Here is a 14,679-nt window from a genome sequence, read left to right as displayed (position 1 = left end):
CCTTGCACGAATTCCGAATCCCGAATGTCGAATCCCAGCCTCATCACCACCCCATCTTCATGAACCACAGCGCGGCGACCGCGTCGAGGATGATGACCAAGGAAATCGTCTGCACCACCGAGGAGGTGGTGCGTTCGCCAACCGACTGCGCGGTGCCGCTGACCTTCAGGCCTTCCAGGCAGCCGATCAGGCCGATCACCAGCGCAAACAGCGGCGCCTTGGATAGGCCGACCAGGAAATGCCGCAGCTGGATGGTGTCGTGCATGCGCGCCAGGTACATCTGCGGCGGGATATCCAGATCGAATGCGCCCACGGTGACGCCACCGGCCAGGCCGGCGATCATCGCGATGAAGGTCAGCAGCGGCAGGGTGAAGATCAGCGCAAGCAGGCGCGGAATCACCAGCAGGTCGATCGGGTCCAGGCCCAGGGTGCGGATCGCGTCCACTTCCTCGCGCGATTTCATCGCACCGATCTGCGCGGTAAACGCACTGGCGGTGCGCCCGGCCAGCACGATGGCGGTCAGCAGCACCGCGAATTCGCGCAGGAAGGCGATCGACACCAGCTCCACCACGTAAATCTCCGCGCCGAAGTCGCGCAGGATGGTCGAGCCCAGGAATGCGATCACCGCGCCGACCAGATACGACAGCAGCACCACCAGCGGCACCGCATCCAGGCCGACCTGCTCCATGTGGTGCACGGTGGAGGTCAGGCGGAAGCGCCGCGGCTCGTGGATCAGCCGCGCGATCTTGACCAGGTTCTCGCCCAGAAAGCTGTTCAGCTCCAGAATGCCCTGGCCGACGCCGTGGGTGGTGCGGCCCAGACGGTCCAGCGCGGCGACGAAGCCGTAGTCGCGTTTGGGCTTGGGGCGTTCGTCGTTGAGTTCCTCGATGGTGCACACCAGCGCCTGGTGCTCATCGCGGAAGTCGATCGCGTCTTCCTTCAGGCCCATGCGGCTGGCGAAGCGCAGCAGCTGCAGCACCCCGGCCGAGTCCAGTTGCCCGATGCCGCGCGCGTCGATGCGCCGGATCCCTTCGGGCACAGCCTGCAGCAGCTCGGCCTGGGGCAACGCGGTCGCCAGGACCCAACTGCCAGCAAGGCGGACCTGTGCGTGATCCTGCGAGTCTTGTTCGATGCGTGGAGGTTGCGCTTTGATCATGGGTGGCCTGTCCGTGGCGCCAGCATACCGCGCCCGGCGTGAGCGAATGATGGGGACGCTTCGCCGCTGCGGTCCCGGCACAGACAATCGGCGCGCCGGCCAGGTGCGCTGCGGCATACACTGACGGCCTCGCCAGACGGCGTTTCTCCGATCCGACCCGCCACGCATGTCCGCTGCCACCGTCGTCCAACCGTCCGCCAGCGCCACCTATGCCCAGCGCGTCGCCTTTGTTTCGGAAATCGCCGGACGCCTGCATTCCTACGGCACCACGGCGCAGCGCCTGGAGGCCGCCGTGGTCGGGCTGTCGCACAAGCTGGGCCTGGACTGCGAGCCCTGGTCCAATCCCACCGGGATCATTTTGAGCTTCAGCGACCCGACCAAGGCCATCGGCTCCAGCGACATCACCCGGGTGATCCGGCTGGCTCCGGGCGAGAACGACCTTTACAAGCTCAGCGTGGCCGATTACGTGGCCGACGGCGTGGCCAACGGGCGCATGAGCATCGCGCAGGGCCACACCGCGCTGCGGCGGCTGGACCGCGAGGTCGATCGGCGCGGCAAGACCATGCAGGTGCTGGCATTCGGGCTGGCCGCCGCCGGCGTGGCAGGGCTGTGGAAACTGCCCTGGCTGGATATCGCCACCGCCGGCGCGATCGGCATGTCGATCGGCCTGCTGACCCAATACACCGACAGGCGGCCGGCGACCAAGGAAGCCGGCGAGGCGCTGGCCGGCCTGCTGGCCGGGGTGGTGGCCGCAGTGGTGGCGTCGCTGGTCGGGCCACTGAACCTCAACACGGTGATCATCGCCTCGCTGGTGGTGCTGCTGCCCGGCATGTCGTTGACCAATGCCTTCAACGAACTGGCCAGCCAGCACTGGGTCTCGGGCACGGCGCGGCTGGCCGGTGCGGTGACCACGGTGCTCAAGCTCACCGTCGGTGCAGTGATCGCGGTGACGCTGACCCAGGTGCTCGGCCTGCATCCGCAGGTGGCCGCATTGCGCCCGCAGGCCGGCTGGGTGGAATGGGCCTCGCTGCTGGTGGCCGCTTATGCGTTTGCGGTGTTGTTCAAGGCCAATCGACGCGATTATTTATGGATCATGGCGGCGGCCATGTCCGGGTATGTCATCGCGCGTTATGCCGGGCACGCCTGGGGCGGTCCGGCCGGTGTCTTTGCATCGGCCATGGCATTGACCGCCGCCGGTAATCTGTTCGGGCGGGTGATACAAAAACCCGGGGCATTGATCCGTTTGCCCGGCATCATCATGCTGGTTCCGGGCAGTGTCAGCCTGCGCGGCTTTCTGACCCTGATACAGCAACAGGATGTCAGTGTGGGGCAGGCCGCGCTATTGGCGGTGACCAATATCGTGATGGCCTTGATGGCCGGATTGCTGTTCGGCAATCTGTTGATTCCGGCCCGCAAGAATTTATGACCGGCAGAAAACGCGCAATAAAAAACGCCGGCACTGCCGGCGTTTTTTATTGGTAACAATCAAGCCGCCTTGGGCTTCTTGGTCACGCGCTTGGTGGCAGCTTTGCGCGGCGCGGCCTTCTTGGCCGGGGTCTTCTTGGCGCTGACCTTGCTGATCAGAAAGTCTTCGACCTTCTTGCCGGCGGCGGTCAGTTCGGCCAGCCAGCGCGGCTGCTTGCCGCGGCCGGTCCAGGCTTCCTGGGGATTGGCGGGGTTGCGATACTTCGGCGCAACCTTGCCCAGCTTGCGGCCGGCGCGCGGACCCGGCTTGGCAGCGGCAGCCGAACGGCCCGCACCGGCGCTGGCGCCAAACAATTCTTCGATGGAATAACCCTGGGCTTTTGCCGCGCGGGTCAGCTGCGTGCGGACCTTGGCAATCGGGGCGCGCTTGGCAACCACGGTCTGCTGCTTTTTCGCGTTTTTGATCAGGGCACCCAATTGCTTGGCCGACAGGCCGCTAAGATCGATCGACATCACTACTCCGGAAGATGAGAGAGAAAAGAATGCCGGTCCGTGGCAGCGCTGGCCATCATAATGTCAGAAAACCCGGGTGACAAATGCGCCGAAATACTCCGGCGCATTGTGTTCATCTAATCGAAGTAGTTTCGGGTGATTTGATCAACGACCCAGGCGGGAGAATAATCCGGCCTTATCCAGGTTTTCTGCTGCTTCCGCAGTACGGGCACGATATTCAAAGGTACCGGCGACCAATCCGCGTTCGGAGACCACCACCCGATGCGGAATGCCCAGCAGTTCCATATCGGCAAACATCGCACCCGGGCGCAGGCCGCGATCGTCCAGCGCCGCTTCAATGCCTGCGTCAAGCAATTCGTCCAGCAATGCCTGAGCGGCGGCAACCACCTGCGCATCCTGCTTGGGGTTGATGATGCAGACCACCACCTGCCACGGTGCCATCGGCGCGGGCCAGACGATGCCGGCATCGTCGTGATTCTGCTCGATCGCCGCGGCCACGATGCGCGATATGCCGATGCCGTAGCAGCCCATCTTCATCACTGCGGGCTTGCCGTTCTCGTCGATCACGGTGGCCTGCAATGCCTGCGCATACTGGCTGCCGAGCTGGAACACATGCCCCACCTCGATGCCGCGGGCCAGCCGCAGCTCGCCGCCGTCGGCCGCGCGTTCGCCGTCGATGACGTTGCGCACATCGGCAACGGTTTCCGGTTCGGGCAGGTCGCGGCCCCAGTTGACGCCCACCAGGTGCGCGCCGGGCACATTGGCGCCGACCACGAAATCGGCCAGCGCCGCGACGTCGCGATCGGCCACCACGCGCACCGGGCGGGCGGTATTGATCGGACCCAGAAAGCCCGGCTCGCAGCCGAGGTGGTCGCGGATTTCGGTTTCGTTGGCCAGGCGGTAACCAGCCAGGCCGGCGACCTTGCCAAGCTTGATCTCGTTGACGGCATGATCGCCGCGCACCAGCACCAGCACGAAGCCGGCTTCGGTCATCACCGCCACCGACTTGACCGTGCGCTGCAGCGCGATGCCCAGCAACTGGGCGACGTCTTCGCAGGTCTTCTGGGTGGGCGTTGCGACCTGGCGCATTGCCTCGCCAGCCGCAGCGCGCGGGGCGGGCAGGGCGGCGCTGGCGGTTTCCACGTTGGCGGCGTAATCGGAGCCGGTGGAGAACGCCAGCGAGTCCTCGCCGGAGGCGGCGATGACGTGGAATTCCTGCGAGGCGTCGCCGCCGATGGCGCCGGAGTCGGCCTGCACGGCGCGGAATTCCAGCCCCAGCCGGGTAAAGATGCGGGTATAGGCCGCGCGCATGTTGTCGTATTCGCGCGCCATGTCGGCATCGGTGAGATGGAAGGAATAGGCATCCTTCATCAGGAATTCGCGCGCGCGCATCACCCCGAAGCGCGGGCGGATCTCATCGCGGAACTTGGTCTGGATCTGGTAGAAGTTCAGCGGCAGCTGCTTGTAGCTGTTGATCTCCTGGCGCGCGAATTCGGCCGCGGCCTCTTCGGCGGTCGGGCTGTAGCAGAACTCCTGCTCCTTGCGATCCTTGATCTTGAGCAACTGCCCGCCGAACTTCTCCCAGCGGCCGGTGGCGTCCCACAGCTCGCGCGGCTGGATGGTGGGGAACAGCACTTCCACCGCCCCGGCGCGATTCATCTCCTCGCGCACGATGGCCTCGACCTTGCGCAGCACGCGCAGACCCAGTGGCGACCAGGTGTACAGCCCGGAGGCCAGCTTGCGGATCATGCCCGCGCGCAGCATCAGACGGTGGCTGACCAGCTCGGCGTCGGCCGGGGTTTCCTTGGTGGTGTGCAGGTGGAACTGGGAAAGACGCATCGGGCTTCGCTTGAGCGGAAAGCCCATAGTTTGCCAGTCTCGCGCCCTGCCGGTCAGGGGCACCGGCCGATCGGCCGGATGCCGGGACCGGTATGTGGCCGGTCCCGGGCCGGCTCAGGTGGCCGGATTGCCGCTCGCTGCCGGCTTGCAATAGGCCTTGGCGGCCGCCTCGGCGAGATTGCGCTGCGCCGCGCGTGCGTCCGGGTCCAGCGGGGTGCCGGGCTTGCCGTCGGCGCCGGCGCCCATGGTGACCTCGCCCTTGCCGCTGAGCAGTTCCAGGTTGCGGCGTGCGGTCAGGCAGTCGGCCGATTCGGGCGTGGTGGTTTCCGGCGCGGCGATGGCAGCGGTGCCGCTGCGCGCATCGATCCGGCGCGCTTCGTAGCGCTGGCCGGCCGGTGGCGGGGTTTCGGTGTAGTGGGTGACGCCCTTGGCGTCCTTCCATTTATACAGATCGGTCGCGCCGGCGGCGGCGCTGGCCAGCATCAGCAGGGCGCAAAGCCCGGACGACAGGTGCATGTGGCTTCCCCTGGATGATTCCCGCGGCGATTGCAGCATCCGCGGCCCGCGCTGGCAAGTGACGCCGCAGGCGCACAGGCGCGCTACCGCCGGACGGACCTCAGGCCCTACACTTGCCGGATGGATGAGATGAGACCGCCCCCGCGCTCGCGCACGATTTACCTGCTGCCGAACCTGTTCACCACCGCCGGGCTGTTTTCCGGTTTCTACGCCATCATCGCCGCCGCCAATGGGCAATTCGTCCAGGCCGCCATGGCGGTGTTCGTGGCCGCGGTGATGGACGGGCTGGACGGCCGGGTCGCGCGCCTGACCAATACCAGCAGCGAATTCGGCGTGCAGTACGACTCGCTGGCCGACCTGGTCAGCTTCGGCATGGCCCCGGCGTTGGTGATGTACCACTGGTCGCTGTCGGCATTGAAGTACGACAGCAACGTGATGGGTCGGGTCGGCTGGTCGGCCGCCTTTCTGTATGCGGCCTGCGCGGCGCTGCGGCTGGCGCGCTTCAACACGCAGGTCGGCGTGGTCGACAAGCGCTGGTTCATCGGCCTGGCCAGCCCGGCGGCCGCCGGCCTGATGATGTCCTTCGTCTGGGCCTTTGCCGACGATAGCCTGGGCTTCGACGGCGAGCAGCTGCGTTACCTGGCGCTGGCGGTCACCGTGGTGGCGGCCTTGCTGATGGTCAGCCGGATCCGGTTCTGGAGTTTCAAGGGCGGCGCGCGTGGTCCGCGCGCCGACCGTGTGCCGTTCCTGGCGCTGGCGATCGCCACGGTGGTGATCGCGTTGCTGGTGATCGATCTGGCCCGTTCGCTGCTGGTGATCGGCGTGCTGTATGCGCTGTCCGGCCCGGTGATGTGGCTGTGGCGGCGCTGGCGGCGCACGCCCGAGTTGCCATGAGTCAATTGGCCTCCGAGCCGATGTGGTCCGATCTGCAGGTGTCGTATCTGCAGGCGTTGGGGCACACCGTGTATCTGGACCGCGACGCCGTGGACGCGGCGGCGCCTGACGAGACGAGCGAGCATGCGCCGGCGGCGGCTGCACCGTCACGCGTGGAGCGCGCGCCGTCGATGCCGCCACCCGCGGCACCGCCTGTGGTCCGGCGCAGCGCACCCGCTGCGCCGGCCGACGCGCCGTCTGCGGTCACGACTGCGCCATCGGCAGCGCCGCAGCGGCGCAGCCGGGTCGGCATGCCCGATCGCCTGCAGATGGCATTGCTGCGCGCCTCCGGCTGCAATCCAGGCGATCCGAATACCCAGGCCTTGATGGCATCCTGGCCGCTGGCCGAGTTGCGCGGCAACCCGGCGGCCAAGCGCGCGCTGTGGCCGCAACTGCGTGCGCTGCGGCGGCGTCGGGATCCGGCATGAGCGCCTTGAACGTGCCGCTGCCCACCTCGCTACGCGCCATGCGCGAGAGCGATCTGGATGTGGTGATGGAGATCGAACACCGCGCCTATCCGTTCCCGTGGACGCGCAGCATCTTTCGCGACTGCCTGCAGGCGGGCTATCCGGGCTGGGTGATGGAGCAGGGCGGGCAGGTCATTGGCTACGGGGTGATCAGCATCGCCGCCGACGAAGCGCACGTGCTCAATGTCTGCATCGCACCGGAGGCGCAATCCCAGGGGCATGGCCGGGTGCTGTTGCGCGCGCTGATCAAGGGCGCCTGCGATCGCGGCGCGCGGCGGGCGTTTCTGGAAGTGCGCCCGTCCAACCCGTCGGCGATTGCGCTGTATCACTCCGAAGGCTTCAATGAAATCGGGCGGCGCCCACGCTACTACCCCTCCAACACCGGCCGCGAAGATGCGTTGGTGATGGCGATCGAGTTGTCCTTCGAGGGGTTTTCCTGAGCGGCATCGGCGGTTGCTGATGGGAGCGTTCGCGTACGTCCGGCTGGCACTGTCAGCCACTCACCTGACAGGCGCCGCGCGTTTGCCTTGGTCAGGGGCCTGACGACCCGCAGATATTCCGCCCGGCGCTTGCGTCGCGGGCGGACGATTGCGCCGGTACTGCGCTGTCTCACGGCAGCTGCGGCTTCGTCGTTACAGCAGACGATCGGGTAAACAGGCAATCGCCGATGCCGTGAGCAACGCCCTTGCGCGTCACTGCAATCGATCGCAGCAAGGCGCACATCGTTCCTGACGCACCGCGTGCGTCGGCTGCTCGCGCGCCGCCATCTGGCATGACGTGCTCGCACACATCATGGTGATTCTTTCGCCATCTTGTATTTTCTCTTTTCGGTGACGTGAACAGTTGCGTCCTCGCATGCGAGATGCCGCTAGAAGGCGCTAGAGCGCATTGCGGCCGCTGTGCGCGTCAAAAAAACATGCAGGTCTGTGAGCGTGGTGGCACACCGTGCTGGACCCGGGCCCGTCTGTACTGCGCTGCAGATCATGCTGCACTGCAGTGTCCTCGCGACTGTCTCCACGTGTCTTGATTACAGCGTTTTGTCTTCTCTTGCGTGTCCCGCAACCGTTTGCGTGACTGCGCGTGCACATCGATGCATCGGCTAGATACAAGCCATTGCGATGCTCCTAGTATCGGCGTCGCGGAACTGAACATTACAGAGATGAAAAGTATGTTCCGCGCCTGCTAGACGAGGGGTGTGCCGCCGCGCGGCGCATCGAACCCATTCGAGGGAGACATCAAGATGAAGCCGAAATTTTCAACGGCGGCCGCCGCGTCGCTGTTTGTCGGGTCGTTGCTGGTCGTTGGCGTTGCCTGCGCCGATCCTGCACTGGAAGTTGCAACCACTGGTTGGGCAACCCAGAACGGGGGAACCAAGGGCGGCTCCAAGGCGGCCGCTGCCAACATCTACACGGTCAAGACTGCCGCCGAGCTGAAGAGCGCGCTGAAAGCCAGCGTGGGCAGCAACGGGCGCATCATCAAGATCAGCGGCATCATCGATGTCAGTGAGGGCAAACCGTACACCACGACCTCGGATATGAAGAGCCGCGCGCGGCTGGACATCCCGACCAAGACCACGCTGATCGGCATCACCAGCAACGCGGAAATTCGCGAAGGCTATTTCTACGTCAAGGCCAACGACGTCATCATCCGCAACATCACCATCGAAAATCCATGGGATCCGGAGCCGGTCTGGGACCCGGATGACGGCAGTGCCGGCAACTGGAATTCCGAGTACGACGGCCTCACGGTCGAGGGTGCGACCAATGTGTGGGTGGACCACGTCACCTTCACCGATGGTCGCCGCACCGACGATCAGAACGGCACCGCCAACGGACGCCCCAAGCAGCATCACGACGGTGCGATGGACGTCAAGAAGGGCGCCAACTTCGTCACCATTTCCTACTCGGCGTTCAAGTCGCACGAGAAGAACGACCTGATCGGCTCCAGCGACAGCGCCTCCAGCACCGACAGCGGCAAGCTCAAGGTGACCATCCACAACACCTTGTTCGAGAACATTTCCGCACGCGCGCCGCGGGTGCGCTTCGGCCAGGTGCACCTGTACAACAACTACCACGTCGGCAGCACCAGCAATAAGGTCTACCCGTTCTCGCACGCGCACGGCGTGGGCAAGGAGTCCAAGATCTTCTCCGAGCGCAACGTGTTCGACATCAGTGGGGTGAGCAGCTGCGACAAGATTGCGGCCGATTACGGCGGCAGCGTGTACCGCGACCAGGGCTCGCTGCTCAACGGCAAGGCACTGACCTGCTCGTGGAATAGCAACATCGGTTGGACCCCGCCGTACACCTATAGCCTGCTGTCGGCCGACAAGGTCGCTGCGGACGTCAAGGCAAAAGCCGGCGCAGGCAAACTGTAAGGCGGCGTCTGCCACATGCAACGCATGCAGCGTTGCATCTGTTTCCGCAACGCCCGCAACACTGCGGGCGTTGTGCGTTTTGGCGGCGTTAGATCTTGGCGCGTTGCTCGCGCAGGCCGGTCAGCTGCGTGGTCCAGTCGTTCAGGCGCGCACGCTCCTGTTCGACCACCACGGCCGGTGCGTTCTGCACGAAGGTGGCGTTGCCCAGCTTGCCATTGCACTTGCCGATCTCGGCTTCCACGCGCTTGATTTCCTTGTCCAGGCGCGTGCGTTCGGCATCCATGTCGACCAGGCCTTCCAGCGGCACCAGCAGGGTCAGCTCACCGACGATGGCCGTGGCCGACGGCGGGGTGTCCTGGCCGGCATCAAGCCAGTCGATCGCTTCGAGCTTGAGCAGAAACGACAGCTGCGAGGCAAAGCGGCCAATACGGGCGCGATCGTCGGCAGTGCCGGCCTGCAGCAGCAGGCGTACCTGCTTGGACGGCGGTACGTTCAACTCGCTGCGCACACGACGCAGTGCCGACACCATCGACTTCAGCCATTCGACATCGGCCTCTGCGCCGGCGTAGCTGGCGGTATCGATATCGCCGGCCTGCGGGAATGCCTGCAGCGAGATCGTGGCGGCGGTGATGCCCAGGCGCGGTGCGACCTGCTGCCACAGTTCTTCGGTGACGAATGGGGTGAGCGGGTGCAGCAGGCGCAACAACGCTTCGAGCACATGGAGCAGGGTGTGCCGCGTGCTGGCGGCAGCTTCGCTGTCCTGGCCATTGAGCGCGGGCTTGGCCAGTTCGACGAACCAGTCGCAGAACGCATTCCAGGCGAACTCGTACAGCGATTGCGCGAGCAGATCGAAGCGGTAATTGGCGTAGTGCGCGTGGGTTTCTGCGGTGACCTTGTCCAGGCGCGCCAGAATCCATTGCTCGGCTTCGGTGCGCGGCTGCGGCACGCCGGCAAAGCGCGCGCCCTCGGTATTCATCAACACAAAGCGCGTGGCATTCCACAGCTTGTTGCAGAAATTCTTGTAGCCTTCGGCGCGGCCGAGATCGAACTTGATGTCGCGGCCATGCGTGGCGAGTGCGGCGATGGTGAAGCGCAGCGCGTCTGCACCGTGGGCGATGATGCCGTCCGGGAATTCCTTGCGCGTGGCCTTTTCGATCTTCTCGGCCATGCGCGGCTGCATCAGCCCGTTGGTGCGCTTGGCCACCAGGTCTTCGATGCTGATGCCGTCGATGATGTCCAGCGGATCGAGCACGTTGCCCTTGGACTTGGACATCTTCTGGCCCTGCGCATCGCGAATCAGGCCGGTGATGTAGACATCGCGGAACGGCACCTGGCCGGTGAAGCTGTCGGTGGCCATGATCATGCGCGCCACCCAGAAGAAGATGATGTCGAAGCCGGTGACCAGCACCGACGACGGCAGGTAGCGCTCGAAGCCGCGCTCGGCCATCGCGTTCGCATCCGGCCAGCCCAGCGTGGAGAACGGCCACAGTTGCGAGGAGAACCAGGTTTCCAGCACGTCACTGTCCTGGTGCAGCGCGACGTCGGCACCCAGGCCGTGTTTCGCGCGCACCTCGGCTTCGTCGTGGCCGACATAGCACTTGCCTGCCTCGTCGAACCACGCCGGGATGCGATGGCCCCACCACAGCTGACGGCTGATGCACCAGTCCTGGATGTTCTCCATCCAGTGGCGATAGGTGTTGATCCAGTTCGGCGGCACGAATTTGACCTGGCCGCTTTCGACCAGCTCCAGGCCGCGCCTGGCCAGCGCGTCCATCTTCACGAACCACTGGTCGGTCAGATAGGGCTCGATCACCTGGCCGGTGCGGTCGCCGCGCGGCACCTGCAGCTTGTGCGGCTTGGTTTCGACCAATACGCCCAGGTCTTCCAGTTCCGACAGCACCAGCTTGCGTGCGTCATAACGATCCAGGCCGCGATAACGCTCCGGCGCATTCTCGTTGATGGTGGCGGTGACGGTGAACAGATTGATCAGCGGCAGGTCATGTCGCACGCCCACCTGGTAATCGTTGAAGTCATGCGCAGGCGTGACCTTGACCACGCCGGTGCCGAAGGCGCGGTCGACATAATCGTCGGTGATCACTGGCACCTGCCGGCCGGTCAGCGGCAGCACGATGCGGGCGCTGTGCAGCGTGGCGTAGCGCGGGTCTTCCGGATGCACCATCACTGCGGTATCGCCCAGCATGGTTTCCGGGCGCGTGGTGGCGACCACCAGGTAATCGCGGGTTTCGCGCAGCGTCTCGACGCCGTCGGTATCGTGTTCGACGTGCTCGTAGGTCAAGCCGTCGGCCAGCGGGTAGCGGATCGACCACAGGAAGCCGTCTTCTTCGACGTTTTCCACTTCCAGGTCGGAGATCGCGGTCTTCAGCACCGGGTCCCAGTTGACCAGGCGCTGGCCGCGATAGATCAGGCCCTGCTCGTACCAGCGCACGAAGGCTTCGTTGACCGCGGCCGACGGCTGCGGGTCCATGGTGAAGGTGCTGCGCGACCAGTCGCTGGAGGTGCCCAGCCGGCGCATCTGGCGCTCGATGGTGTCGCCGGACTCGGCCTTCCATTCCCACACCTTGGCGATGAAGCCCTCGCGCCCCAGCGAGTCGCGTGTTTCGCCGTTGCCTTCCAGGGCCAGGTTGCGCGACACCACCATCTCGGTGGCGATGCCGGCGTGGTCGGTGCCCACCTGCCACAGCGTATCGAAGCCGCGCATGCGGTGATAGCGCACCAACGCGTCCATCAGTGTCTGCTGGAATGCATGGCCCATGTGCAGCGTCCCGGTCACATTCGGCGGCGGCAGCAGCACGGTATACGGCTCACCCTTGCCGGACGGCACGAAATAACCGGCCGCCTCCCACTGCGCGTACAGGCGCGATTCGAAGGAAGAGGGTTCGTAGCTGGAGGCGAGGGTGGTCATAGATAGGCGGCGATTCGTTGTTCGGGATTCGGGATTGGTTGCGTCATGGGGCCGGCGAGAAGCGCTGGCAATCCACTCATCAACGTCAGCGGTGGTGCGGTGGAGCGAAGATCGGCTATTGAGGATTCGTCATTGGATGCAGCCCTGGGATGCGCAAAAGAGTTGCTTTTACCAATCCCCAATCCCGACTCCCCAATCCCCGCCCACTTACATGTCGTACTTAGTTAGTTCCAGGCCCAGGGCCTTGTACTGCTTCCAGCGCTCGCGCAGCGGTTCGCGGGCGGCGGGGTCGGCCGGGACGACTTCCAGTACGCGGTCGCAGGCACCCAGGTAGGGGTCGTCGCGCAGGTTGATCACCAGCGGACGCGAAGGGGCATCGAACTCCGGCGCGGCGATCAGCACCGGCGCCAGTTCGTCTTCCTCATCGGTGCCGGCGATCTGGTGCGGCACGTAGGCTTCGTCGTCGAACGCCCACAGCAGGTCGTCCAGTGCCTCGGCCTGCGCGGCGTCGCGCGCCAGGATCAGCGTGGACAGGTTGGCGTCGTTGGCCTTGCGCGCCAGCTCGCAGACCAGCCGCAGCGGTTCGTTGAGGAAGCGCGGTTTGGCGATCAGGTAGAAGTCGGCACGGGGCATCAGGCGGTCACAAAGCGGGAGGAGAGCAAGAATTCGGTGGCCATGCCGGCGGCCACGAACAGCGCAGCAAAGCCGAGCACGGCCAACAGCAGGCCGCCGAATGCACGCGGGCGGCGCCCCGGCGGGCGCGAACGGTACAGATACACCGGCAGGAACAGCACGGCGAACGCCACGATGCCGATATTCATCCAGGCCGGCCGGCGGTAGCCGAGCCGGCGGCTGTCGGCCGCCAGCCAGACAAACAACAGCACAATCTGCATGACGATCCACAGCAGATCGATGCCGGGGTTGGTCCAGCCCGGCACCGCGCTGGCTGCTCCGTTCACAACGGAGAAGCCGGCAATCAGCGCCAGTGCAGCGCGTGGCGACATCAGGCCGCGCGGTCCAGCAACCACTGGGTCAGCAGCCCCACCGGGCGGCCGGTGGCCATGCCGCGCTTGCCTTCGTCGCTGGCGACGCCGGCGATGTCCAGATGCGCCCAGCGCTGGTTCTCGGTAAAGCGCGACAGGAAGCAGCCGGCGGTGATCGCGCCGCCCCAGCGGCCGCCGATGTTGTAGACGTCGGCGAAGGTGGAATCCAGCAGGCCCTGGTACTCGTCCCACAGCGGCAGGCGCCAGGCGCGGTCGAACACGTGCTCGCCGGCGGCCAGCAGTTCGTTGGCCAGGTCGTCGTGCTTGCTCATCAGGCCGGCGGTCTGGTGGCCCAGCGCCACCATGCAGGCGCCGGTCAGCGTGGCCACGTCCACCAATGCTTCGGGGTTGAAGCGCTCGGCGTAGGTCAGCGCATCGCACAGGATCAGGCGGCCTTCGGCGTCGGTGTTGCCGACCTCGATGGTCTTGCCGGACATGCTGGTGATCACGTCGGAGGGGCGGTAGGCATTGCCGTCGATGGCGTTCTCCACCGCCGGCACCACCACCACCAGGTTGATCGGCAGCTCGGCCTTGACGGTGGCCACGAAGGTGCCGATGACGTTGGCGCCGCCGCACATGTCGTACTTCATTTCCTCGATGCCGCCCTGCGTCTTGAGGTTGACGCCGCCGGTGTCGAAGGTGATGCCCTTGCCGACCAGCACATAGGGACGCGCGTCGCCGCCGCCGTTCCACTTCAGCACGATCAGCCGCGGGCGGTTGGCCGAGCCACGCGCCACCGACAGCAGCGAGCCCATGCCGAGCGACTCCATCTGCGTCTCGTCCAGGATCTCGGCCTCGGCGCCGGGGAACTTGCCGGCGAACGCGGCGGCGGTCTCGGCCAGATAGGCCGGGGTGCAGTAGTTCGGCGGCAGGTTGCCCAGCTCGCGGGCGAACTCCACGCCCTCGGCGGTGGCCACGCCCACGGCCAGTGCGCGGGCGTCGTCGCCGGCGATCGCCAGCGTGGTCAGGCCGGTCTCGTCGACCTTCTTCTTGCCCAGCGTGGCGGTGTAACGGTAAGCGGCGTGGTCGCTGACGATGATGGCCTGGCGGATGTTCCAGGCGCTGTCGCGCGCCTTGACCGGCAATTCGGTCAGGGTGAGCAGGGCGGTGCCGACCGGGCCGGTCTTCAGCGCGCGGGTCGCGTCGCCCACCGCCTTGAGGTACGGCGCCACGCCGAACTTGCCGGCCTCGCCCAGGCCGACCACCAGCACGCGCGGGGCGGCGACGCCGGGCAGGTCGTGCAGCAGGCTGGTGCTGCCGGTCTTGGCAGCCACATCGCCGCGTGCCACCAGGGCCGTCAGACGGCCCTGGCTGGCGCTATCGAGTGCCTGGGCAGCGGGCGACAGGGTCTTGTCGGCGAACACGCCAACCACGATGCAGTCGACGGCGGCGCTTGCCGGCGCGTCTTGGTTCAGGGTGAATTGCAGGGCCATTGATCAGATTCCGTAGGCAAATCCGTACAATCGCGGGCTGTTTACGCCAACCGGACT

General features: G+C 65.8%; 13 protein-coding genes. 5 read left to right on the top strand and 8 right to left on the bottom strand.

All coding sequences use genetic code 11. The features are described 5' to 3' along the window. Positions 1-43: 43 nt before the first annotated feature. A complete protein-coding gene (locus tag ACCQ04_RS17045; RefSeq protein WP_372358572.1) occupies positions 44-1,273 on the bottom strand; it encodes an MlaE family ABC transporter permease in 1,230 nt (409 codons plus the stop codon). A 49-nt stretch (positions 1,274-1,322) separates the two neighbouring features. Here ACCQ04_RS17045 and ACCQ04_RS17040 point away from each other — a divergent pair, with 49 nt between their 5' ends. Then, on the top strand, positions 1,323-2,582 hold the full coding sequence (locus ACCQ04_RS17040) for a threonine/serine exporter family protein (protein WP_024938335.1): 1,260 nt from the start codon (positions 1,323-1,325) through the stop codon (positions 2,580-2,582). Between the two features lie 59 nt (positions 2,583-2,641). On the opposite strand, the gene ACCQ04_RS17035 is transcribed toward ACCQ04_RS17040, so the two are convergent. The 3 genes from ACCQ04_RS17035 to ACCQ04_RS17025 all read right to left on the bottom strand — a co-directional run bounded on the left by ACCQ04_RS17035 (position 2,642) and on the right by ACCQ04_RS17025 (position 5,449). Beyond that, positions 2,642-3,094, bottom strand: a complete 453-nt coding sequence (locus ACCQ04_RS17035) for an H-NS histone family protein (protein ID WP_024939137.1) — start codon at positions 3,092-3,094, stop codon at positions 2,642-2,644. Between the two features lie 144 nt (positions 3,095-3,238). Further along, positions 3,239-4,933: a proline--tRNA ligase gene (locus tag ACCQ04_RS17030; protein ID WP_226427460.1), complete on the bottom strand. Its 1,695-nt coding sequence runs from the start codon at positions 4,931-4,933 to the stop codon at positions 3,239-3,241. A gap of 114 nt (positions 4,934-5,047) precedes the next feature. Beyond that, the gene (locus ACCQ04_RS17025) at positions 5,048-5,449 is read right to left on the bottom strand and encodes a DUF4124 domain-containing protein (protein WP_024939135.1); all 402 of its coding nucleotides are present in this window, start codon (positions 5,447-5,449) and stop codon (positions 5,048-5,050) included. A 120-nt stretch (positions 5,450-5,569) separates the two neighbouring features. Here ACCQ04_RS17025 and pssA point away from each other — a divergent pair, with 120 nt between their 5' ends. The 4 genes from pssA (at position 5,570) to ACCQ04_RS17005 (ending at position 9,223) form a co-directional block, all read left to right on the top strand. Next, positions 5,570-6,343: a CDP-diacylglycerol--serine O-phosphatidyltransferase gene (gene pssA, locus ACCQ04_RS17020; RefSeq protein WP_016902892.1), complete on the top strand. Its 774-nt coding sequence runs from the start codon at positions 5,570-5,572 to the stop codon at positions 6,341-6,343. After that, the gene (locus ACCQ04_RS17015) at positions 6,340-6,810 is read left to right on the top strand and encodes an alanine acetyltransferase (RefSeq protein ID WP_046344356.1); all 471 of its coding nucleotides are present in this window, start codon (positions 6,340-6,342) and stop codon (positions 6,808-6,810) included. The genes pssA and ACCQ04_RS17015 overlap by 4 nt, the downstream gene beginning before the upstream one ends. Next, entirely contained in the window at positions 6,807-7,289 is a 483-nt protein-coding gene (rimI, locus tag ACCQ04_RS17010; RefSeq protein ID WP_024939133.1) for a ribosomal protein S18-alanine N-acetyltransferase, read from the top strand. Before ACCQ04_RS17015 ends, rimI begins: the two co-directional genes overlap by 4 nt. 800 nt (positions 7,290-8,089) lie before the next feature. Next, positions 8,090-9,223 (top strand): pectate lyase family protein, encoded by a 1,134-nt coding sequence (locus tag ACCQ04_RS17005; protein WP_024939132.1) that lies wholly within the window; start codon positions 8,090-8,092, stop codon positions 9,221-9,223. Between the two features lie 88 nt (positions 9,224-9,311). Here the strand turns inward: ACCQ04_RS17005 and ACCQ04_RS17000 are convergent, their stop codons facing one another. From ACCQ04_RS17000 to ACCQ04_RS16985, 4 genes are all read right to left on the bottom strand, one after another. Beyond that, the gene (locus ACCQ04_RS17000; RefSeq protein WP_226427459.1) at positions 9,312-12,146 is read right to left on the bottom strand and encodes a valine--tRNA ligase; all 2,835 of its coding nucleotides are present in this window, start codon (positions 12,144-12,146) and stop codon (positions 9,312-9,314) included. Positions 12,147-12,353: 207 nt separating this feature from the next. After that, on the bottom strand, positions 12,354-12,779 hold the full coding sequence (locus ACCQ04_RS16995; protein ID WP_104646351.1) for a DNA polymerase III subunit chi: 426 nt from the start codon (positions 12,777-12,779) through the stop codon (positions 12,354-12,356). After that, positions 12,779-13,150, bottom strand: coding sequence for a hypothetical protein (locus ACCQ04_RS16990; RefSeq protein WP_226427458.1), 372 nt, complete (start codon positions 13,148-13,150; stop codon positions 12,779-12,781). Before ACCQ04_RS16990 ends, ACCQ04_RS16995 begins: the two co-directional genes overlap by 1 nt. Further along, the gene (locus tag ACCQ04_RS16985) at positions 13,150-14,622 is read right to left on the bottom strand and encodes a leucyl aminopeptidase (RefSeq protein ID WP_102251257.1); all 1,473 of its coding nucleotides are present in this window, start codon (positions 14,620-14,622) and stop codon (positions 13,150-13,152) included. Before ACCQ04_RS16985 ends, ACCQ04_RS16990 begins: the two co-directional genes overlap by 1 nt. Between the last annotated feature and the right edge of the window lie 57 nt (positions 14,623-14,679).

The sequence above is a fragment of the Xanthomonas sp. NCPPB 2866 genome, assembly GCF_041475745.2.
Taxonomy (GTDB): Bacteria; Pseudomonadota; Gammaproteobacteria; order Xanthomonadales; family Xanthomonadaceae; genus Xanthomonas; species Xanthomonas arboricola.
Note: the sequence above shows the minus strand (reverse complement) of the source record. Positions and strands in the feature narration are given on the sequence as shown.